The following is a 20,615-nucleotide window of genomic DNA, read 5'->3' as shown; positions in this document are numbered from 1 at the left end:
GAGTCAACGCAGGGGCAGGGGGATCTGGTTGACGGTCAGGATTCCCCCCTGCCACGCCACGTCCCACGAGGTCTCGCCAGGGTCGGCGTGATGCCCCACCAGATTGGCCAGGATCAGCGCGGTGGCCACGCGGGTCTGCCCCATGGCGCGGACGGCGGCGATCAGGACGGGCAGGTTACGCATGCTCATGTGTCCGCTTGCCGAGGCGGCGTCGGGGTTGCCGGTCAGGACCGCCGACCCGCTGCCGTCCAGGCGCATGTCCGAACGCTGGGCCGACAGGCTGCGAATGGTGACGGGCACGGCGACGCCCTGCGCCGGCCGCCCGCTGACGGCGGCCAGAAGCGGACCGATGGACCGGGCCGGGATCGAGAAGACCGAGTGCGCCTGCTGCGGCAGCACGGGCGACAGGCCGCCCTGGCCGTCCGTGGATGCATCCTGGATATCGAGGGAGGCCACGACCGGCATGTCCGGCCCGGCGCCCGCCAGGTGCAGATGGATGGTCCGGAACGAAATCCGGTTCGGTCCATTGACGATCACGGGGCTGGACCAGGCCAGGTCGTAGGACCCGTCGGCCCCCAGCCCGTGCAGGACGGGGCCGACGGTGTCGGCGAAATAGCCGGGCGTGCAGCCTGCGGCATGGTGGTTGGTCAGCGCGCCCAGCAGCACCACGGACGCCGCGTCGAGGATATCCCGGCCGGGCGTCGCGGCCGCGCCGTCGCCCTTGACACTGACGGTGGCGGCGTGGAGAGAAGGGGACGCCATGCCGCCGGAAAAGCGCAGGCGATAGCCATGGGCCGTGGTGGCGCCTCCGCTGTCAGCCCCTGCGACCGCGCAATCGCCCGGCAGCGGCGCGGCCCTGGCGGATGGGGCTGTCGCCACGGCGGTGCCGAGGACGATGGCCAGAACGACGGCGGGGGAAAGGATTCGCATTTTCATCATCTCGGCCAGACAGTGACGCGCACGCGTCCATAAGGCAATTTGGCATGAGAGTGTGGCGGCCCGGAGGCGATATACCGTAGCGGTATCCCCTCGGTCGGCCGATGTTTCAACGTGCTTTCCTCTACTGCACCGGGGCCCCCATCAAATGCTCAAGCCGGATCCGTTTCTGCTCAGCCTTGTCTGCACTGTCATTCTCGCGTCGATCGTGCCGTGTCATGGCGCCGCCGTGCCGCTGTTCCAGGATCTGGCGATCGCGGTCATCGCGCTGATGTTCTTCATGCAGGGCGCCCGCCTGTCGCGCGACGCCGTGTTGGGCGGCATCGTGAACTGGCGGCTGCATCTGGCAATCCTGCTGTGCACCTTCGCCCTGTTTCCCGTGCTGGGGCTGGGGCTGCACGCGCTGTTCCCCAACCTGCTGGAACCGTCGGTCTGGCTGGGCATCCTGTTCCTGTGCTGCCTGCCGTCCACCGTGCAGTCGTCCATCGCGTTCACCTCCATTGCCCGTGGCAATGTTCCGGCGGCGGTCTGCTCGGCCACGACGTCCAATATCGTTGGAATTTTCATCACCCCGATCCTGACCGGGCTGGTGCTTGCCCGGCATGGCGCCTCGGCCGGGCATGGCGGCGTCCTGGCGATCATGACGCAGTTGCTGCTGCCCTTCATCCTGGGGCAGGTGCTCCAGCCCTGGCTGGGGGCGTGGGCGCACCGCAACAAGAAGCTGCTGTCGATGAGCGACCGGGGGTCGATCCTGATCGTCGTCTACACCGCGTTCAGCGAGGCCGTGGTGCAGGGCCTGTGGCACACGCTGCCGCTGTCGCAGATCGGCCTGGTGCTGGTCGTCGACAGCGTTCTGCTGGCGCTGGTGCTGCTGGCGACCACGCTGGGCAGCCGGGTGCTGGGGTTTTCCAAGGATGACGAGATCGCCATCGTCTTCTGCGGGTCGAAGAAGACGCTGGCGTCGGGCGTGCCGATGGCCAACGTGCTGTTCGCCCCGAGCACGGTCGGCCTGGTGGTGTTGCCCCTGATGATCTATCACCAGATCCAGCTTTTCGTCTGCGCGATACTGGCCCGGCGCTATGCGGCGGCGCAGGACGCGGCCCGCAGCCGGACGGAGGGGGCCACACCCTCGCTGACGTCGCGATAAGCCGGCCGGGCGCGCGGTCAGGCCGGCCCCAGGAATCCGGCCAATGCGCCTGCCAGGGCCTGCGGCGCTTCCTCGGGGACGTAATAGCCGCAGTCCAGTTCCAGGCCCGTCACGCTGCCGCCCGTGTAGGGACGCCAGAGATCGCAGGGATCGTACCAGCCGCCGATACGGCCATGGCGCGACCAGACCACCAGGAGCGGGCAAGCGATCCGCAGGGTGCCCGGATACGGCGGAAAGCGGGAATGGCCCGCGCTTCCCGGAGCCTGCCCGGGGGCGGCCTCCAGATAATCGGCCACCGCCGAAGGGTTGAACGGCCCCGGCGAATCGCCGTCCGGCTGGGTCCATTCATCGGGAATCGCAACCGTCGTGGATTCGGGCTTGGGATGAAGCTGGGCAAACCAGCACGCCTGATAGCGCGAGAGTTCGAACGCCAGATCGGCGCGACCGTGGTGGCCGGGCGAGGGGATGCATTCGATTTCCGCCAGATGGCTGACCCGGTCGGGCGCGGCGGCGGCGGCATAGGCGCCGACATGCCCCCCGGTGCCGTGCCCGGCGATGGACAGGGTCTCGTGCCCCAGCGCGGTGGCCAGGGCCAGCAGGTCACGGGCCTGGGCCGCAAAATCGCTGTCCGGGGGCAGGTCGGGACAGACCACCGTGTGGGTGGCGGTCAGCAGCGGCGCTACCTCATGCCATGCGGCGTGGCTCTGCATCCGTCCGTGCAGCAGCACCAGCAGGGGGCCGCTGCCGCCGATCCGCGCGCGGCGGCGGGTGGTGCCCCACGCCAGTTCCGTCAGTTCGAGTTGGCCGAAAAACATGGCAGATCCACAAAAGACACGACCCGATTATAAGGGCATTATCCGACAATGGACAGAACCGGGTGCATCGCCCGGATCGCGTAGCCTATCACACAGGCAGAAGGACGGCGGGGCCGCATGACCGGACTGGACCCGGAGAATTGGGACGAATTGCGGGGCCTGGGGCACCGGATGCTGGACGACATGATCGACCGGCTGGCGACGCAGCGGGCCGGGCCGGTCTGGCGCCCGATGCCCGACGCCGCCCGCGCGGCGCTGCGGACCGGCCTGCCGGTCGAACCGACATCGCCCGAAGTGCTGTACGATCGTTTCAGCGACCTGATCGCGCCCTACGCCACCGGCAACACCCATCCCGGCTTCATGGGGTGGGTGCATGGGGGCGGCACCGCGGTCGGCATGCTGGCCGAACTGCTGGCGGGCGGCCTGAACGCGAATTGCGGCGGACGCGACCATGCGCCGATCGAGGTCGAGCGCGAAGTGATCCGCTGGGCCGCCGATATGCTGGGCTTTCCCCAGGACTGTTCCGGCCTGCTGGTCACGGGGTCGTCGATGGCGAACATGATCGCCGTCATCACCGCCAGCCGGGCCACGCCCGACGGCCAGGCGCTGCGCCGGGCGGGAGTCGGCGGTCGCCGGCTGGTCGGATATGCCGCCGCCACCGCCCACGGCTGCATCGCCCGCGCGTTCGACCTCGCCGGGCTGGGGACCGACGCCCTGCGGATCATCCCCGTGGACGAGCGTCATCGCATGGACCTTTCCGCGCTGCGCGCCGCGATCCGGGCCGACCGCGACAGCGGAGCGGAGCCGTTCATCGTGATCGGCACGGCGGGAACCGTCGATACCGGCGCGATCGACGATCTGGACGGGATTGCCGCCATCGCCCGGCAGGACGGGCTGTGGTTTCACGTCGACGGCGCCTTCGGCGCGCTGGCCATGCTGTCGCCGGACCTGCGCCCGGCCCTGCGCGGGCTGGAGCGTGCGGACAGCGTGGCGTTCGATTTCCATAAATGGGCGCAGGTTCCCTACGACGCGGGCTGCATCCTGGTGCGCGAACCGGGGCGGCAGGCGGCGGCCTTCGCGCAATCCCTGGCCTATCTGTCGCGTGAGGATCGCGGGCTGGCGGGAAACGCGCCATGGTTCTGCGACCTTGGCCCCGACCTGTCGCGCGGCTTTCGCGCCCTGAAGGTCTGGATGACGCTGGGCGCCTACGGCACGGCCCGCATGGGGCGCATGGTCGAGGACTGCTGCGCCGTGGCGCGCCATCTTGCCGAGCGGGTGGCGCGCGAACCCCTGCTGGAACTGCTGGCCCCGGTCACGCTGAACATCGTCTGCTTCCGGGTTCGCCTGGCGGGGATGGACCTGGACGCGCTGAACGGCGAACTGGTCAAGGATCTGCACGAATCCGGCGTCGCCGCGCCATCGACCACCATGGTCGGTGGGGTGAAGGCGATTCGCGCCGCGATCGTCAACCACAGGACCGTGCCGGGGGATGTCGACCGGATGGTGGATGAAGTACTGCGCCTGACCAGGCTGCGGCGCGGGGTTATATAGGCTCCCGGCCGACGTCAGGCGACGCGCCGCCGCCCCGCCGCCGCTGCCTTTTCGTCGAACAGTTCGGACAGTTTCTGCATCATCGTGCCGCCCAGTTCCTCGGCGTCGGTGATCGTCACCGCCCGCCGGTAATAGCGGGTCACGTCGTGGCCGATGCCGATGGCCACCAGTTCGATGGCGCTGCGTCCCTCGATCTGCCCGATGACCTCGCGCAGGTGGGATTCGAGATACGATCCCGGATTGACCGACAGCGTGCTGTCATCCACCGGCGCGCCGTCGGAAATGACCATCAGGATCTTGCGGCTTTCCGGCCGCCCCTGCAGCCGCCGCCACGCCCACAGCAGGGCCTCGCCGTCGATATTTTCCTTCAGCAGCCCCTCGCGCAGCATCAGGCCCAGATTCTTGCGCGCCCGCCGCCAGGGCATGTCGGCCGCCTTGTAGACGATGTGCCGCAAATCGTTCAGCCGCCCCGGATTGCGCGGCTTGCCGTTCGCGACCCAGCGTTCTCGGCTCTGTCCGCCCTTCCAGGCGCGGGTGGTGAAGCCCAGGACCTCGACCTTCACGGCGCAGCGTTCCAGTGTCCGGGCCATGATATCGCCGCACATCGCGGCGACCGAAATCGGGCGTCCGCGCATCGAGCCCGAATTGTCGATCAGCAGCGTGACGACGGTGTCCCGGAAATCGGTGTCCCGTTCATGCTTGTAGGACAGCGACAGGGTCGGGTTGACCACCACCCGCGACAGCCGGCCGGCATCGAGGATGCCTTCCTCCAGGTCGAATTCCCATGCCCGCGTCTGCTGGGCCAGCAGGCGCCGCTGCAACCGGTTGGCCAGCCGCGACACCACGCCCTGCAGGCTGACCAGTTGCTGGTCCAGCTGCTGGCGCAGGCGCGACAGTTCGTCGGCGTCGCACAGGTCCTCGGCCCCGACCTCCTCGTCGTAGGCGGTGGTGTAGGCGTGATAGGCCAGGGCCGGGTCGGGGCCATCGTGGTCTTCGCCCGAACGCGGGCCGCCGGCCTGGTCCGACCCCGATGCCGTACCGGATTCGGAATCGTCCGCCTCGTCGTCGCCCACCCCGGCGCCCTGCGCCATCTGGGGTTGCAGGCCGGTTTCGTCCTCCTCCTGGCCGGTGCCGTCTTCTTCCTGCTGCCGGGGCTTTTCGGGGGCCTCGCCCGGTTCCTCCTCGGCCTGGTCCGAGGGGGCGGTGTCGTCGCCTTCGGGGCTGTCCTCGATTTCGGCTTCGCCCTCGATCAGGTCGCAGGCCACCAGAAGACGCCGCGCGGCGCGGGCGAATGCTGCCTGGTCGTCCTGGGTGGCGGCCATGTCGTCCAGGGCGCGGCGGGCCGCCGCGCCCAGGTGGTCGCGCCATTTGTCGGCGATGGCCCGCATGAAATCGGGCGCCGGTTCGCCCGACAGGCGTTCCCGTGCCAGAAGACCCAGCGCCACCTGGATGGGCAGTTGATCGACCGACTGCGCCTTGTCGTAGCCGCTGTCGCGATAGTCCTGCGCCAGCCGGTCGCGCAGGTTGGCGGCGACACCGGCCATGTAGCGCGCGCCGACGCTTTCCACCCGCGCCTGTTCCAGCACGTCGTATGCGACACGCGCGTCGCCAGGGTCGGGACGGGCGGAATCGTGGATCGCCTGGTTGTGGTGACGCAGTTGCAATGCCGCGGCGTCGGCCGCGCCGCGCAGCCTGCGGATATCGGCCTCGGGCAGTTGCAGGCCCGGCTGGGGCAGGCGGACATGATCGCCGCTCAGCGCCCCCGCCGGCGGGATCGGCCCGCTCTGGAACGTGACCTCGGCCGTGGCCCGGCCGCCCAGGGCCCGGACCGCGCCGACGGTGGCGCGCTTGAATGCATCGGCGCGCTCGGCCGCGGCGTTGGCGTGCCTGTGACGGCTGTTGTCTTTCCTGTCCGGCATGCGTGTGTCCGCCCGGTCAGCGCGCCCGCAACGCCGTGCCGGCCGGATCGACGTTGAAGCAGCGCTGGTAATATTCGGCCACGGTCGGGCGTTCCGCCTCGTCGCACTTGTTCAGGAACGACACGCGGAAGGCGAATTCCAGATCCTTGAAGATCCGGTAATTTTCCGCCCAGCTGATGACGGTGCGCGGGGACATGACGGTGGAAATATCCCCGGCGATGAAGCCCGACCGGGTCAGGTCGGCCAGCGCGACCATGCTTTCGATCCGCTTGCGGCCCGGGGCGTCGCTGGCATCGACGGCCATCTTGGCCATGATGATCGCGGTTTCCTCGGCATGGGGCAGGTAATTCAGGGTGGTGACGATATTCCAGCGGTCCATCTGGCCCTGGTTGATCTGCTGGGTGCCGTGATACAGGCCCGTGGTGTCCCCCAGGCCGACCGTATTCGCCGTGGCGAACAGCCGGAAGAAGGGGTGGGGCCGGATGACGCGGTTCTGGTCCAGCAGGGTCAGGTGGCCTTCGATTTCCAGCACGCGTTGGATGACGAACATGACGTCCGGCCGGCCGGCGTCATATTCGTCGAAGACCAGCGCGCAGGGGTGCTGCAGGCCCCAGGGCAGCAGGCCCTCGCGGAATTCCGTCACCTGCATGCCGTCGCGCAGGACGATGGCGTCCTTCCCGATCAGGTCGATGCGCGAGATATGGCTGTCGAGGTTGATGCGGACGCACGGCCAGTTCAGCCGCGAGGCCACCTGTTCGATATGCGACGACTTGCCCGTGCCGTGATACCCCTGGATCATCACCCGGCGGTTGAAGGCGAACCCGGCCAGGATGGCCAGCGTGGTGTCGTGGTCGAACCGGTAGGTCGGATCGGCGTCGGGCACATGATCGGTCCGTACCGAAAACGCGGGCACCTGCAGGTCGCTGTCGATGCCGAAGACATCGCGCGCCGAAACCATGCGATCGGGGGCGGACAGGACCGAGATCGGCGGAAGCGCGTCTCCGTTTTCGGCTACGGATCCGGCGGTCAGGGTGGCTAAATCATTCATCAGGATGGCATCCGTCACGGCTGGTTCGTCCCGGCGGCGTCGCAATGCGCGCACTGCGACGGGGGGCCTCGTCTTCTCGGGGGAGTATAGACCGGATCGGCCGCGTGGCCATGCTTATGCGGTCTTTTCCAGATCAGCCTGCCGCGAGGACGCAAGATGGGTCCGCACGGTGGTGTAGGCGACATTGATGATCTTCAGCCGTTCCTCGGCGTGGCGGTCGCCGCCGTTGGCGTCGGGGTGGTGGCGGCGCGCCAGGTCCTTGTAGCGGACCTTGAGCTCATCCATCGACAGCGGCCAGTCCAGGCCCAGCGTGCTCAACGGCTGCCGCAGGGCCTCGGGCGCCTCGGGGCGCTGCGGGGTCGCGCCGCGCGCGCCCGGACGACGCGCGCCGTTCAGCAGGTCCAGCGGATCGAGCACGTCTTCTTCCGCGAAGTGCGCGCCGCGCTGGCCCAGCCGCCATGACGGCCGGTTCCACGAGACGTCGTCGCGGATATGCGCCTCGATCTGGCCGGGGGACATGCCCTTATAATAGTCCCACTTGGCATTATATTCCCGGACGTGGGGCAGGCAGAACCAGAAATACTCGTTCAGGGTCTCACGCGACCGGGGCGCACGGTATCCGGCTGGATCGTCGCAGCCGGCCATGTCGCAGCACCGTTCCGGCGCATCCGGATCGGGATCGAAAGCCCTGTGTCGTGTGTTCCTTCGGCTCATCATCTGGCGTTATGTGCGTCCGAACCGTATTCGTGCAAGAGAGAAGCGCACGCTCAGACAGGAAGGCAGATCAGTGACCCAGACAGGACAGGACCGCGCAGCCCGGATCGGACGCGCCATTCACGACCGCCTTGCGCCGGTCACGCTGGATATCGTGGACGACAGCGCCCGCCATGCCCACCATGCGGGCGCACGCGAAGCCGGCAAGGGGGGCGAGACGCATTACAATGTCCTGGTTGTCAGCACGGGGTTCGAGGGCATGGGGCGCGTCCAGCGGTCGCGGCTGGTGCACGACCTGCTGGGCGGGGAGTTCGCCTCGGGCCTGCATGCCTTGTCCCTAACCCTGCGTACGCCCGACGAGCACGAGCGGATGCCGCGCGGATGAATGCGCCACGCCCCGTGACCCGGCGCCTTGTCCTGGGGGCGCCCCTGGCGCTCGCGGCCTGCCAGGCCATGCCGGGAGCGGGAGGCGGACATGACGTCGCGCGGATCGCACATTATCTGAACACCACCCGGGGACTGACCGCGCACATGGTCCAGACCTGGCCGGACGGCGGCGTGGGCGAGGGACGGTTGTCCTACGATCCGGGCCACCTGCGCCTGGATTACGACACGCCCCACCCCATGAAACTGGTGGCGGCCGGCGGCCATCTGGTGTTCCGCGATTCGCTGCGCCAGTCGGTGACGCGCATGACGCTATCCCGCCAGCCGCTCGGCCTGCTGCTGGCTACCCCGGTGCAGCTCGGCGGGGCGATTACGGTGACATCGGTGCAGCATGGCAGCAATGTCGTGCAGGTCTCGCTGGCCCGGACGTCCAACCCGTCGCAGGGCCTGTTGACGCTGGGGTTTTCCGACTTCGCGGGCCAACTCACGCTGGTCGCGATCGAGATCCTGGACGAGCGGCGGAACCGCACGCGGCTCCATCTGACGGACGTGCGGACGGGCAGCGCATTCCCCGACGGCTATTTCTCGCTGTCCGCCGGCGAATAGGGGACGCTGCCGAACAGCTCCTGCCAGCATGCGCGCAACGCGGCGTCGGCCTCGGCCATCGTGACGGTCCGCCCCAGCGCATGCAGGCTGGTGACGCCATGTTCGCGAATGCCGCAGGGTACGATCCCGCCGAAATCATCCAGGCGTGGCGCGACATTCAGTGCGACGCCATGCCAGCTTGTCCAGCGCGACACCCTGACCCCGAGGGCCGCGATCTTGTTTTCCGTCCCGGTGCGGGGGTCAACGACCCAGACGCCGATGCGACCGTCGCGCCGTTCGCCCGTCACATCGAAACGCCGCAGGGTGCGGATCAGCCATTCTTCCAGCGCCTGGACATAGTCCCGCAGATCCCGCGCGGGCACGACGCCGTGCGGCCGGGTCAGGTCCAGCATGACATAGGCGACCCGTTGCCCCGGCCCATGATAGGTCCATTGTCCGCCACGCCCTGCGGCATAGGTCGGAAAGCCCTGGGGGTTGAACAGATCCTCGTCACGGGCGGATGTTCCGGCCGTGAAGGTGGGCGGATGTTCCAGCAGCCAGACCCGTTCGGGGGCGGTGCCGTTGCGAATTCCCGCCACCTGGCGCTCCATCTCCGCGATGGCGTCGGGATAGGGCACGAGGTCGCCGCTGGAATTCCACAGAATCGTGTTTTCGGTCATTGCCCGTCGGTCATGCATCAGTTATACGGCCTCCGTCACACGGTATCGCCCAGGCGGCGGCCGTTGTCACGGTGCGGTCGTGGCGGAATGGTAGACGCGCAAGCTTGAGGTGCTTGTGGGGGAAACCCCGTGGAAGTTCGAGTCTTCTCGACCGCACCAATGTCCTGTCCCGCCGGGGATGGTCGATGGAAATCCTTCCTTGAAAAATCCGCAGGCGGGCCGTTAACCCGCATTGCACGATGCCGTTGCGGGAATGGTCGCTCCGCGCGGCCATGCACCTATTTTTTCGCATTCCCGCAACGCTGGAACACGTTCCATCGTTAATCCCGAGGCTGGCAAACAGCAGTTCGGATGCGCTTGAAAATCGGGGCATGATGACCGGAAAACCGCGTCAACTGTGTAACGATGCCTCACATAAGTCATTTTTTTTTTCAAGATTTGCGGATAGAGCATTTCAGGAGCAACCGGTTAACACTGTTGTTTCCCCCCGATGGAAGCGACTGAATGTTCTGGATTCATAACGCGGATAGAAGGTGACGTTTGTGATAAAGCCCTTGCGAAAAGCCGTCCTTCCGGTGGCGGGCCTTGGCACGCGATTCCTGCCGGCGACCAAGGCGATGCCGAAGGAAATGCTGCCTGTCGTCGACAAGCCGCTGATCCAGTATGCGATTGACGAGGCGCGCGCCGCCGGCATCGACCAGTTCTGTCTGATTACGGGGCGGGGCAAGGATTCGCTGATCGATTATTTCGACGTCGCCTTCGAACTGGAAACGACCCTTCGCGAGCGCAACAAGATCGAGGCGCTCGAGGCGCTCGCCCCGACCAGCATCGAAGCCGGGGCGCTGAGCGCCGTCCGCCAGCAGGAACCGCTGGGCCTGGGCCACGCCATCTGGTGCGCCCGCAGCTTCATCGGGGACGATCCCTTCGCGATCCTGCTGCCCGACGATATCGTCAAGAGCGACGTGCCGTGCCTGAAGCAGCTGGTGGATGCCTACAACCAGACCGGCGGCAACGTGGTGGCGGTAACCGAGGTCCCGCGCGAGCACACCAACCGCTACGGTATCCTCAAGACCGGCAAGGATGACGGAAAGCTGGTCGAGGTGGCGGGACTGGTCGAGAAGCCGAAGCCGGAGGAAGCGCCGTCGAACCTGTCCATCATCGGACGCTACATCCTGACCGCCGACGTCATGCCGCATCTGGCGAAGCTGGAGCGCGGCGCGGGCGGGGAAGTCCAGTTGACCGACGCGATGGCCAAGGTCATCGGACAGGTGCCGTTCCACGGCCTGCGCTACGAGGGACGCCGCTTCGATTGCGGCAACAAGATCGGCTTCCTGGAGGCCCAGATCGCGTTTTCGATCGACCGCCCGGACCTGGGTTCGGCGGTGCGCGAATTCCTGAAAACCTACACCGGTGAAATTTGATGTCTTTCACGCATAAGTTCGATCCGACCAGCCTGCGCGAGTACGATATCCGCGGAATCGTGGGCAAGACCCTGCACCCCGAGGACGCCTTCGCGATCGGCCGGACGTTCGGCAGCATCGTGGCCCGCAAGGGTGGCCGGACGGTCGTGATCGGATATGACGGCCGTCTGTCGTCCCCGTCGCTGGAAGATGCGCTGGTCAAGGGCGCCCTGGCCTCGGGCGTCGAGGTCGTGCGGGTGGGGCGCGGTCCGACGCCGATGCTCTATTTCGCCTCCGTGACGCTGAAGGCCGACGGCGCGATCATGGTGACCGGCAGCCACAATCCGCCGAACTATAACGGTTTCAAGATGATGCTGTCCGGCAAGCCGTTCTTCGGCGAGCAGATCAAGGAACTGGGCGCGCTGTCCGCCGCCGGCGACGTCGTGCCGGAAGCCGAGGGAACCGTCCGCAGCATCGACATCAAGGACGATTACATTGCCCGCCTGATCCAGGACTGGGACGGGGGCACCCGCAAGCTGAAGGTCGTCTGGGACAACGGCAATTCGGTCGCGGGCGAGGTCCTGGCCGAACTGGTCAAGAAGATTCCGGGCGAGCACACCATCCTGAACGGCGAGATCGACGGAACCTTCCCGGCTCATCATCCGGACCCGACGGTTGCCAAGAACCTGGAACAGCTGATCGCCAAGGTGGGCGAGACGCATGCCGATATCGGCATCGCCTTTGACGGCGACGCCGATCGCATCGGCGTTGTCGACGACAAGGGACAGATCCTGTGGGGCGACCAGATCCTGGTCATCCTGGCGCGCGACGTCCTGCGCGAACGCCCCGGTGCGACGATCATCGCGGACGTGAAGGCCAGCCAGGTCCTGTTCGACGAAATCGCCAAGGCCGGAGGCACGCCGCTGATGTGGCGTACCGGCCATTCGCTCATCAAGTCGAAGATGGCCGAGACCGCGTCGCCGCTGGCGGGTGAAATGTCGGGGCATATCTTCTTCGCCGACAAATGGTATGGCTTCGATGATGCCCTGTATGCCGCGATCCGGCTGCTGGGCATTGTCGCCCGCCTGGACGTGCCGCTGTCGGCGGTGCGTGACGCGCTGCCCGAAACGATTTCCACCCCCGAATTGCGGTTCGACTGCGACGACACCCGCAAATTCGCGGTGATCGAGGAGGTAGCGGCCCGCCTGAAGGAAAGCGGCGCCGACGTCTCGCTGATCGACGGGGTCCGCGTCAACACGAAGGACGGCTGGTGGCTGCTTCGGGCTTCCAACACCCAGGCGGTGCTGGTGGCGCGGGCCGAGGGCAACACCGAAGCCGGCCTGGAGCATCTGAAAAGCGCGCTGACCGAACAACTGGAGAAATCGGGCATCGCCGCACCGGATTTTTCCGGGGACAATGCCGGCCACTGAGCCCCGGCTTTCATAGGCTTTGAATATTCGGAAACGGCTTGGTATCCTGCCAAGCCGTTTTTCGTTATGGCCGACGGGGCGCGTGCACCCCATGTGTCGATCGCCGCCCGCGCGGCGCGACCCGGTCCGGAGTTCCACGATCTCATGCCCGCTCCCTCAGCCTTCCGGTCGTTCCTGGAACCTGGACAGTCCGTCGCCCATCCCGATCATCCGGAATGGGGACGGGGACAGGTGCAATCGGCTATTGCCCACCGCGTGACGGTCAATTTCGAGCATCAGGGAAAAGTGCTGATCGACGCGTCCGTGATTACGCTGACCCTCCTGTCCTGAGATCCATGCCGTGATGACGCCGTTTCAGGATTCCTTCGGTCGATCGGTAACCTATCTGCGCGTATCGGTGACCGACCGGTGCGACATGCGCTGCGTCTATTGCATGTCGGAAAACATGGAGTTTCTGCCGAAGGCCGAGATCCTGTCCTTCGAGGAGTTGGAACGCATTTGCGCGGCATTCATCCGCAGTGGCGTGACGCGCCTCCGCGTTACCGGGGGCGAGCCTCTGGTTCGCCGAGATATCGGCTCGTTTTTCAGCGCTTTGGGGAAATATATTCATAAACCAGGTGAGGGTGGTCATCTGGAGGAACTGACCCTTACGACCAATGGTTCACGCCTGTCGCTGCATGCGGACATGTTGCGCCGGGCAGGGGTCCGACGGGTGAATGTCAGCCTGGATTCCCTTGATTTTGAACGATTCAGTCGCATTACCCGCCGTGGCCGCCTTGACCAGACACTGGAGGGTATCCGCGCCGCGCGGAACGCTGGCCTTGCGGTGCGGATCAACACCGTCGCCATGGCGGGCGTAAACGACGACGAATTCGACGCGCTGCTGTCCTGGTGCGGCGAGATCGGCGCTGATCTATGCCTGATCGAGACGATGCCGATGGGCGAGACCGGCGAGGACAGGACCGATCGCTATCTTCCACTCTCGACGGTCCGGGCCGATCTGGCACGGCGCTGGACCCTGGAACCGCTGTCCCTTCGGACGGGCGGGCCGGCGCGGTACATGCGGGTTGCCGAAACCGGGCGATTGCTGGGCCTGATAACGCCGATGACGCATAATTTCTGCGAAAGCTGCAATCGGGTCCGGCTGTCCTGCACAGGGCAGTTCTATACCTGCCTGGGACATGAGGGGGCGACCGACCTGCGTCGGCCGGTGCGGGACGGGGTCGACGATGCGGAATTGCTGACTCTGGTCCACGACGCCATAGGCCGCAAGCCGAAGGGTCATGATTTCGTGATCGGCCGCCGGCCGGACGACCCCGCCGCCATCAGACGGCACATGAGCGTCACCGGCGGATAGATTTTATTTTATTATCATATGACTATTTCATGTTTTTCAGAACATCCTCCAGCGGCGTCGTGAACTGTCCGGGGCGCAGCGGCTTCGGCTGACCGGCGTCGGGGGCCCAGCCGGTCATGATCGCAAGACGCAAGGGCACCGTCAGGTGGGTGTCGCCGTCGGACGATGCCAGATCCGCCAGCGCCGCCGGAAACAGGCTGACGGGTGCGAAGCGGCGGCTTCGCAGGGTCAGGGCATTGGTTTCCCCGGCGGCCCGCAAGTCCCGCAGCAGGCCCATGGGCGTGCGATAATCCAGCGTGATCGTGTCCGCGTCCGCGACCGGCAGCGCAAACCCCGCCCGTTGCAGCAGCGACGCGCAATCCCGCAGGTCGGGGAACGGCGACACGCGCGGCGAGGCGCCGCCCAGCAGGGCGCATTCCGCCTCGGTCAGCGCATGCCGCAGACCCGACAGGCTGGGTCGCACCGGCAGGCTGGCCAGGAACAGCCCGTCGGGTTTCAGGGCATGGCGGATCTGCGCCAGGGCGCCGGGCAGGTCGTTGACCCAATGCAGCGACAGGTTGGCCACCACCAGGTCGAACGCGCCGGGTCCGAACGGCAGCCATTCCTCGTCGGCGCACAGGCAGGGCGTGCCGTTCAGCCGGGCCATGTCCGGCGACAAATCGCACGAGATCACACTGTCGATGCCCCGGCCGCGCAGGCGCGGGGCGACGACGCCGCGCCCGCCGATATCCAGGGCCGCGGCGAAACGATAGGTCGTATCGTCCAGACGATCGAGCAGGCGTTCAGCGGCCTCGTCCAGGATCGCGGTGACGCTGCCCACCTGCCGTGCGGCGCGATCGCGATGCTGGCGCACGGCGCGGCGATCGAAAATCACGGAATCGTTCATAGGGGGGATGTGCTCTTTCGACCCGGCGCCGCCAATGGCACCTTTGCGTGATGAGTCTGTATCGCGACACCGGGGCAGTCGTCGCCCGGGGAATCATCCCCGGCGCGACACGCGTGCTGCGCCGGGTGGGATCGGCGTTGCTCGATACCCTTCTGCCGCCGGATTGCCCATCGTGCCATGGGGACGTGGATCGGGCCGGACATTTCTGCCCGGCCTGTTTCAGGCAACTGACCTTCATCGCCGACCCGTGCTGCACGCGGTGCGGGCAGCCCTTCGTATCGGCATCGTTCGGCGGAACGCGGATGATATGCGCCCCGTGCGAGGAAGCCCCGCCGCCCTGGCGCGCCGGGCGGGCCGCACTGGTCTATGACGACTGGTCGCGTTGCCTGGTCCTGGGGCTGAAATATGGCGACCGGACCGAACTGGCGCCGATTCTGGCGACGCATATGGGCCGGATCGGCCAATCCCTGCTGGCGCGTGCGGACATCGTGGTGCCGGTTCCGCTGCACCGGGGGCGGCTGTTCAGGCGCCGCTACAACCAGGCGGCCCTGCTGGCCTGGGCGCTGGCCCGGCAGGCGGGCATCGCCGTGGGGCCGGACCTGCTGGTCCGTGTCCGTTCGACCGCACCGCTGGCGCGGCTGGGCCGTGCGGCGCGGCGCGACGTCCTGCGCGGCGCCATCGCGATCAGGCCCCGGCGGCGTGACGCCATCGCGAATCGGCACGTTGTGCTGGTGGACGACGTCATGACGACAGGTGCGACCCTGGGGGAATGCACGCGAGTCCTGCTGGCCGCCGGGGCGGCGTCGGTCGATGTGCTGGTTGCGGCCCGCGCGCCCGCGCCGGACGAACCCCGCCACCCAGAGAAAAGTGCCGCATCGCGGGAACGGTATGCCGTGGCGGGATGAATGCGCTATGTTTACCTTCTCATGTCTGACACCCCATAGGCCAAGCCGAGGACAAGCATGCCCAAGATCGAGATCTACACCCAGCCGGGTTGCCCCTACTGCATCCGCGCCGTTCGCCTGCTCGAACAGAAGGGCATGAAATTCACCGAGATCCGCGCCCTGCACGGCACGTCGGAACGCATCGAGGCCCGCGAGCGCTCGGGCGGCCGCACGACGGTGCCGCAGATCTTCATCGACGGACGGCATATCGGCGGGTGTGACGATCTGATGGCGCTGGAACGCAGCGGCGAGCTCGATCCGCTTCTGTCCGTCGCCTGACAACCCACGGGAGGTCACGTGATCCGCTATCAGTTGCGTTGCGGGGACGGGCACGGGTTCGATGGCTGGTTTCCCAGCAGCCACGCATTCGACGACCAGGCCCGGCGGGGGTTGCTGTCCTGCCCGCAATGTGGCGCCACCGACGTGGCCCGCGCGCTGATGGCCCCGGCGGTCCGCACCGGGCCGGCAGCGCGGCCGGCGCCGGCCGGAGACCAGACGCCACCAGCCGAACCCGACGCGGCGATGCCGGCCGCCATGCTGGCCGCATTGCAACGATTGCGCCAGGAAATCGAACAGCGATGCGAGAATGTCGGTGATCGTTTCGCCGAGGAAGCACTGAAGATTCATCGGGGCGAGACCGAAGATCATGGCATTTACGGCAACGCCACCGAGGAGGAGAAGGAACGCCTGGCCGACGAGGGCGTGGACATCATATCGGTGCCCTGGGTCAGGCGCGCCGACAGCTGAGGATTATCGGGGACTGATGTGCGTGGCGACGCGGCCTGATGCAGGACCGGGGAAAGTGGTACGTATGCGGGACAGAAAAGACAGGCCGGACGCGGCTTTCCTTGCCTGGAACCGACGGATGCCGGGGTGGCTGCCCCGTTGGGTCGCGGCAGCGGGGATCATTGCCACGATCGCCACCCTGGGCGGATTTCCGGCGATGCCGGCGCGGGCGGATGACCCGAACAACACGGTAACGTTATCCGCCCTGGGGTTGTGGGAAACCCAGGAACACGATGGTGTATTCGAAGTAAAGTCCTGCGGGGACGGACAAATCTGCGGCCGCCTGGTGGGCATGCGCTATACCGGCGAGGTCCCGAAGGCCAAGGATGGTGGCTCGGAATGCGGTTTGCTGATGCTGACCGGATTCACGCCCGATTCCGACAGGGCCGGCCGGTGGAACGGACATATTCTCGATCCCGATACGGGTCGGGTCTATCACGCGCAGATCTGGTCCCCACGGGAAGGCGTGCTGAAGCTGCGCGGCTATATCGGTATTCCCCTGTTCGGCGAGACCCATACGTGGACGCGCTATACGGGAACGATCGGGCCGCGCTGCCAGATGCCGTGACCTGTTCCCTTCTGTCAGCCGAGACCGCCGATTCATGAGCCTGCCCCTTTCACGACGTGCCCTTCTCCTCTCGCTTGCGGCGACCGGCGCGGCGCCGCTGTTCCGGCCCGCGCCGGCACGGGCCGCCATACCGGGCGGGTCCCGCACGATCTGCTATATCGGCGGCTATAACAAGCATGCCCCGCCGGGCGGCGCCGGCAACGGGCAGGGCATCTCGGTATTCGAGATGAACCGGGACACGGGGGCGCTGACGCCGGTCACCACCTATGTCGACATCGCCAGCCCGTCATTCCTCACGCTGTCGGCCGATACGCGTTTCCTCTACGCCCTCAGCGAGATCGACGATTTCAATGCGGCCCGCGACGGGTGCGTCACGGCGTTTTCGGTCGACCGGACGTCGGGCGAACTGAACATGCTGAACCGGGCCACCTCGGGCGGGTCCATCCCGGCGCATCTCAGCCTGGATCATTCCGGGCGCTATGTCCTTGTCGCCAACTATGTCGGCGGCAGCATCGGCGTCCTGCCCATCCGGCCCGACGGCAGCCTGGGGAATCCGACGGACGTGGTGCACAACACCGGCCCGAGAATGCCGGAACGCGCGGAGGACAATCCGCCGGGCAACTATGCCGTCAGCGATCATTCCGGGCCCCATCCGCACATGGTGGCCTGCGATCCGTCCGGCCGCTATGTGCTGGCCTGCGACGCCGGGCTGGACCGGGTGTATATCTGGACGCTGGACCTGCCGACGGGAAAATTGCGGCCGGCCGCGACGCCTTATGTCGCCCTGATGCCGGGATCGGCCCCCCGTCACTTCGCCTTCGGCCATGACGGGCGGATCGTCTATATCCTGTGCGAACAGGATTCGAAGGTGATCGTGGCGACCTTCGATTCCCGGACCGGCGCGCTGGTGCCGCAGCAGAAGGTCAGCACCGTGACCCCCTATTTTCAGGGAAGCACGCTTGCGGCCGAAATTCTGGTGTCGCCGAATGGCCGCTATGTCTATGCCTCCAACCGGCTGGGCGATTCGCTCGCGATTTTCCGGGTCAGTCCCGATGGCTCGCTGACCCTGATCGACGAGGTCTGGATGCATGCCGATTACGGGCGGGCGATGATGTTCGACCCCAGCGGAAAATTCCTGTTCTGCGCCAACCAGCGCAGCGATTCGGTGACATCCTTCAGGGTCGACCAGGAAACCGGCGCCCTGGATTTCACCTGGCATTTCACCCCCGTGGGCAGCCCGACGACCTTCGCCTTCATGCACACCGCCTGAACCATCCGAAACCGCCCCGCATGGGGCGGACACTCAGTCCGCTACCATGCAGGCGATGTAGTTCACGCCCAGGTCATGGCTTTCGCGCCAGCCGCGAAGGCCGGGCACCATGCCGGCGATGTCGGACACCCGCAGGCCCGCCTGGCCGGCGAGGCCGCCCAGTTCGACCGGGGTGATGAATTTCCGCCATTCGTGCGTCCCCGGTGGCAGCAGGCGCAGGATGTATTCCGCCCCGATCTTGGCCGTCGCCAGCGCGCGCAGCGAACGGTTCATCGTCGACACGATGAGGGTGCCGCCAGGGCGCAGCATGCCCGACAGCAGGCGCAGGAAGGCGGCGGGGTCGGTCACGTGCTCGATCACCTCCAGCGCCGTGATGGCGTCGAAGCGTGCTCCTTCGGCCTGAAGATCTTCGGCGCTGCCGACGCGGTAGGACAGGGGGCCGCTGCCGGGGGGCAGGGGGTTGCGCTCGACGTGCATCCGCCCCGCGGAAATCGCCGCCGCCGCCGCATCCAGCCCCAGCACGTCATACCCCAGCCGGGCGAGGCCCTCGCTGGCCAGACCGGCGCCGCATCCGATATCCAGCACCTGCCGCAGCCGTCCGGCGTCGTCGCGGGGCGGGGGAAGGTGCCGGCGCGCCCAGTCGATCCGCAGGCCGTTCATGGCATGCAGGGGGCGCATCGGACCGGACGGGTCCCACCACCGGTCGGCCAGGGCGCTGAAGCGCGCGATTTCGTCCGGTGCGACGGACAATCCTGCCGGAAGGGACGAATCGTTGAGCTGCATGGCGCCACTGCCTTTCCACTTGCCATCTCCCGCTGGACGGCGCAGCGGGGGAAGGCTATGTGACGCGCCTTACACATAACCGCAATGCCCCGGCTGCCGCCCCGGCGGTGCCCGTCGGGCTGGATCGGCCGTCACGCCGAGCTGGAGAGCCTCGTCCATGTTTCCTACCGTACCGCGGATCGTGATGAAATTCGGTGGCACTTCGGTGGCCGATATTGATCGCATTCGCGCCGTAGCGGAAAAAGTACGCAAGCAGGTCGCGTCGGGCTGCGAGGTCGCGGTCGTCGTCTCGGCGATGTCCGGAGTCACGAACCGCCTGGTCGGCTATTGCCAGTCGCTGTCGGCGTTGCACGATGCGCGCGAATATGATGCCGTCGTCGCAACGGGCGAACAGGTCACCAGCGGCCTGCTGGCCATTGCCCTGCAGGCGATCGGGGTGGACGCGCGCTCCTGGCAGGGGTGGCAGATTGCCCTGAACACCGACGACGCGCACGGCAAGGCCCGGATCGGGTCGATCAATGGCGGGGCGCTGATCGAGCGGATGCGGGCGGGGCAGGTGCCCGTCATCGCCGGCTTCCAGGGAGTCGCCCCCGACGGCCGGATCACGACTCTGGGCCGGGGCGGGTCGGATACCTCGGCGGTCGCGCTGGCGGCGGCGCTGAAGGCCGATCGCTGCGACATCTATACGGACGTCGATGGAATCTACACCACCGACCCGCGCATTGTTGCGAGGGCACGGAAGCTGGATAAGATCACGTACGAGGAAATGCTCGAACTGGCGTCGGTCGGGGCCAAGGTGCTCCAGACCCGCAGTGTCGAACTGGCGATGAAGGAACGGGTGCGTGTGCAGGTGCTGTCGAGCTTCGTCGACGGCCCGGCGCCCACGGAAGGCAGCCTGCCGGGTTCATTAGTGGTGGATGAGGACGAAATAGTGGAAAAGGAACTGGTCGCCGGCATCGCCTATTCCCGCGACGAAGCCAAGATTTCCGTAAGAAGGGTGCCCGATCGCCCAGGGATCGCGGCCGCGATTTTCGGACCGCTGACGGCCGCGAACGTCAATGTCGACATGATCGTGCAAAGCACGGGCGCCGACGGCCTGACGAACATGACGTTCACCACCAGCAAGTCGGACCTCGCCCGCGCCATCCAGGCCCTGGAGCAGGCCCGCGGCATCATCCAGTACGGCGAACTGGTCACGGACGACGACGTGGTGAAGATCAGCGTCGTCGGCGTCGGCATGCGGTCGCACGCGGGGGTGGCCAACACGATGTTCCGCACCCTGTCGGACCGCAACATCAACATCCAGGTCATCTCCACCAGCGAGATCAAGGTTTCGGTGCTGATCGCGGCGGAATATACCGAACTGGCGGTTCGTGCCCTGCACACCGCCTATGGCCTCGACGCCGCCTGAC

Annotated in this window: 22 protein-coding genes and 1 tRNA gene; 15 read left to right on the top strand and 8 right to left on the bottom strand. The window is 66.8% G+C overall.

Going from position 1 to position 20,615, the window contains the following annotated elements; all coding sequences use genetic code 11:
* Positions 1-3: 3 nt before the first annotated feature.
* Entirely contained in the window at positions 4-930 is a 927-nt protein-coding gene (locus tag HLH21_RS10825) for a hypothetical protein (protein ID WP_182943768.1), read from the bottom strand.
* Positions 931-1,084: 154 nt separating this feature from the next.
* On the opposite strand from HLH21_RS10825, the gene HLH21_RS10820 reads away from it, so the two are divergent.
* On the top strand, positions 1,085-2,083 hold the full coding sequence (locus HLH21_RS10820) for a bile acid:sodium symporter family protein (RefSeq protein ID WP_182943767.1): 999 nt from the start codon (positions 1,085-1,087) through the stop codon (positions 2,081-2,083).
* Between the two features lie 17 nt (positions 2,084-2,100).
* Here the strand turns inward: HLH21_RS10820 and HLH21_RS10815 are convergent, their stop codons facing one another.
* Complete coding sequence (locus tag HLH21_RS10815; RefSeq protein ID WP_182943766.1) at positions 2,101-2,898, bottom strand: alpha/beta fold hydrolase; 798 nt, start codon at positions 2,896-2,898, stop codon at positions 2,101-2,103.
* A gap of 117 nt (positions 2,899-3,015) precedes the next feature.
* Between HLH21_RS10815 and HLH21_RS10810 the strand changes: the two genes are divergently transcribed.
* Complete coding sequence (locus tag HLH21_RS10810) at positions 3,016-4,449, top strand: pyridoxal phosphate-dependent decarboxylase family protein (RefSeq protein ID WP_182943765.1); 1,434 nt, start codon at positions 3,016-3,018, stop codon at positions 4,447-4,449.
* 14 nt (positions 4,450-4,463) lie between these two features.
* Here the strand turns inward: HLH21_RS10810 and cobT are convergent, their stop codons facing one another.
* The 3 genes from cobT to HLH21_RS10795 all read right to left on the bottom strand — a co-directional run bounded on the left by cobT (position 4,464) and on the right by HLH21_RS10795 (position 8,133).
* A complete protein-coding gene (cobT, locus tag HLH21_RS10805) occupies positions 4,464-6,368 on the bottom strand; it encodes a cobaltochelatase subunit CobT (RefSeq protein WP_182943764.1) in 1,905 nt (634 codons plus the stop codon).
* A 16-nt stretch (positions 6,369-6,384) separates the two neighbouring features.
* Positions 6,385-7,416 carry a cobaltochelatase subunit CobS gene (cobS, locus tag HLH21_RS10800; RefSeq protein ID WP_182943763.1) on the bottom strand — a complete coding sequence of 344 codons (1,032 nt, stop codon included), beginning with the start codon at positions 7,414-7,416 and terminating at the stop codon, positions 6,385-6,387.
* 114 nt (positions 7,417-7,530) lie between these two features.
* Positions 7,531-8,133: a J domain-containing protein gene (locus HLH21_RS10795; RefSeq protein ID WP_182943762.1), complete on the bottom strand. Its 603-nt coding sequence runs from the start codon at positions 8,131-8,133 to the stop codon at positions 7,531-7,533.
* Positions 8,134-8,203: 70 nt separating this feature from the next.
* On the opposite strand from HLH21_RS10795, the gene HLH21_RS10790 reads away from it, so the two are divergent.
* Both HLH21_RS10790 and HLH21_RS10785 read left to right on the top strand, forming a co-directional pair.
* Positions 8,204-8,515, top strand: a complete 312-nt coding sequence (locus HLH21_RS10790; RefSeq protein ID WP_264812055.1) for a BolA family protein — start codon at positions 8,204-8,206, stop codon at positions 8,513-8,515.
* A gap of 14 nt (positions 8,516-8,529) precedes the next feature.
* Positions 8,530-9,120, top strand: a complete 591-nt coding sequence (locus tag HLH21_RS10785) for a LolA family protein (RefSeq protein WP_373319733.1) — start codon at positions 8,530-8,532, stop codon at positions 9,118-9,120.
* On the opposite strand, the gene lipB is transcribed toward HLH21_RS10785, so the two are convergent.
* Positions 9,093-9,797 carry a lipoyl(octanoyl) transferase LipB gene (gene lipB, locus HLH21_RS10780; RefSeq protein WP_182943759.1) on the bottom strand — a complete coding sequence of 235 codons (705 nt, stop codon included), beginning with the start codon at positions 9,795-9,797 and terminating at the stop codon, positions 9,093-9,095. The genes HLH21_RS10785 and lipB overlap by 28 nt on opposite strands.
* 55 nt (positions 9,798-9,852) lie before the next feature.
* Here lipB and HLH21_RS10775 point away from each other — a divergent pair.
* The 5 genes from HLH21_RS10775 to moaA all read left to right on the top strand — a co-directional run bounded on the left by HLH21_RS10775 (position 9,853) and on the right by moaA (position 13,966).
* Positions 9,853-9,938: transfer RNA gene (locus HLH21_RS10775), tRNA-Leu, on the top strand.
* 383 nt (positions 9,939-10,321) lie between these two features.
* The gene (gene galU / locus HLH21_RS10770; protein ID WP_182943801.1) at positions 10,322-11,200 is read left to right on the top strand and encodes a UTP--glucose-1-phosphate uridylyltransferase GalU; all 879 of its coding nucleotides are present in this window, start codon (positions 10,322-10,324) and stop codon (positions 11,198-11,200) included.
* On the top strand, positions 11,200-12,609 hold the full coding sequence (pgmG, locus tag HLH21_RS10765; protein WP_182943758.1) for a phosphoglucomutase/phosphomannomutase PgmG: 1,410 nt from the start codon (positions 11,200-11,202) through the stop codon (positions 12,607-12,609). The genes galU and pgmG overlap by 1 nt, the downstream gene beginning before the upstream one ends.
* 144 nt (positions 12,610-12,753) lie before the next feature.
* Entirely contained in the window at positions 12,754-12,939 is a 186-nt protein-coding gene (locus tag HLH21_RS10760; protein ID WP_182943757.1) for a DUF3553 domain-containing protein, read from the top strand.
* Between the two features lie 10 nt (positions 12,940-12,949).
* Positions 12,950-13,966, top strand: coding sequence for a GTP 3',8-cyclase MoaA (gene moaA, locus HLH21_RS10755; protein WP_373319732.1), 1,017 nt, complete (start codon positions 12,950-12,952; stop codon positions 13,964-13,966).
* A gap of 22 nt (positions 13,967-13,988) precedes the next feature.
* Here the strand turns inward: moaA and HLH21_RS10750 are convergent, their stop codons facing one another.
* Positions 13,989-14,852 (bottom strand): methyltransferase domain-containing protein, encoded by an 864-nt coding sequence (locus HLH21_RS10750; protein ID WP_182943756.1) that lies wholly within the window; start codon positions 14,850-14,852, stop codon positions 13,989-13,991.
* A 50-nt stretch (positions 14,853-14,902) separates the two neighbouring features.
* Between HLH21_RS10750 and HLH21_RS10745 the strand changes: the two genes are divergently transcribed.
* The 5 genes from HLH21_RS10745 to HLH21_RS10725 all read left to right on the top strand — a co-directional run bounded on the left by HLH21_RS10745 (position 14,903) and on the right by HLH21_RS10725 (position 18,420).
* Positions 14,903-15,757: a ComF family protein gene (locus HLH21_RS10745; RefSeq protein WP_182943755.1), complete on the top strand. Its 855-nt coding sequence runs from the start codon at positions 14,903-14,905 to the stop codon at positions 15,755-15,757.
* 57 nt (positions 15,758-15,814) lie between these two features.
* Positions 15,815-16,075, top strand: coding sequence for a glutaredoxin 3 (gene grxC / locus HLH21_RS10740; protein WP_182943754.1), 261 nt, complete (start codon positions 15,815-15,817; stop codon positions 16,073-16,075).
* A gap of 18 nt (positions 16,076-16,093) precedes the next feature.
* On the top strand, positions 16,094-16,543 hold the full coding sequence (locus HLH21_RS10735) for a DUF1178 family protein (protein WP_182943753.1): 450 nt from the start codon (positions 16,094-16,096) through the stop codon (positions 16,541-16,543).
* Positions 16,544-16,607: 64 nt separating this feature from the next.
* Positions 16,608-17,150: a DUF2147 domain-containing protein gene (locus tag HLH21_RS10730; protein ID WP_408871381.1), complete on the top strand. Its 543-nt coding sequence runs from the start codon at positions 16,608-16,610 to the stop codon at positions 17,148-17,150.
* Between the two features lie 34 nt (positions 17,151-17,184).
* Positions 17,185-18,420, top strand: coding sequence for a lactonase family protein (locus HLH21_RS10725; RefSeq protein ID WP_182943752.1), 1,236 nt, complete (start codon positions 17,185-17,187; stop codon positions 18,418-18,420).
* A gap of 33 nt (positions 18,421-18,453) precedes the next feature.
* Here HLH21_RS10725 and ubiG read toward each other — a convergent pair whose 3' ends face one another.
* Positions 18,454-19,203 (bottom strand): bifunctional 2-polyprenyl-6-hydroxyphenol methylase/3-demethylubiquinol 3-O-methyltransferase UbiG, encoded by a 750-nt coding sequence (gene ubiG, locus HLH21_RS10720; RefSeq protein WP_182943751.1) that lies wholly within the window; start codon positions 19,201-19,203, stop codon positions 18,454-18,456.
* Positions 19,204-19,360: 157 nt separating this feature from the next.
* Between ubiG and HLH21_RS10715 the strand changes: the two genes are divergently transcribed.
* Positions 19,361-20,614 carry an aspartate kinase gene (locus HLH21_RS10715; protein WP_182943750.1) on the top strand — a complete coding sequence of 418 codons (1,254 nt, stop codon included), beginning with the start codon at positions 19,361-19,363 and terminating at the stop codon, positions 20,612-20,614.
* The last annotated feature ends 1 nt before the right edge of the window (position 20,615 follow it).

Origin of the sequence: Gluconacetobacter johannae, assembly GCF_014174305.1 — a bacterium.
Taxonomy (GTDB): domain Bacteria; phylum Pseudomonadota; class Alphaproteobacteria; order Acetobacterales; family Acetobacteraceae; genus Gluconacetobacter; species Gluconacetobacter johannae.
This window is presented reverse-complemented; position numbering and strand designations above follow the sequence as displayed.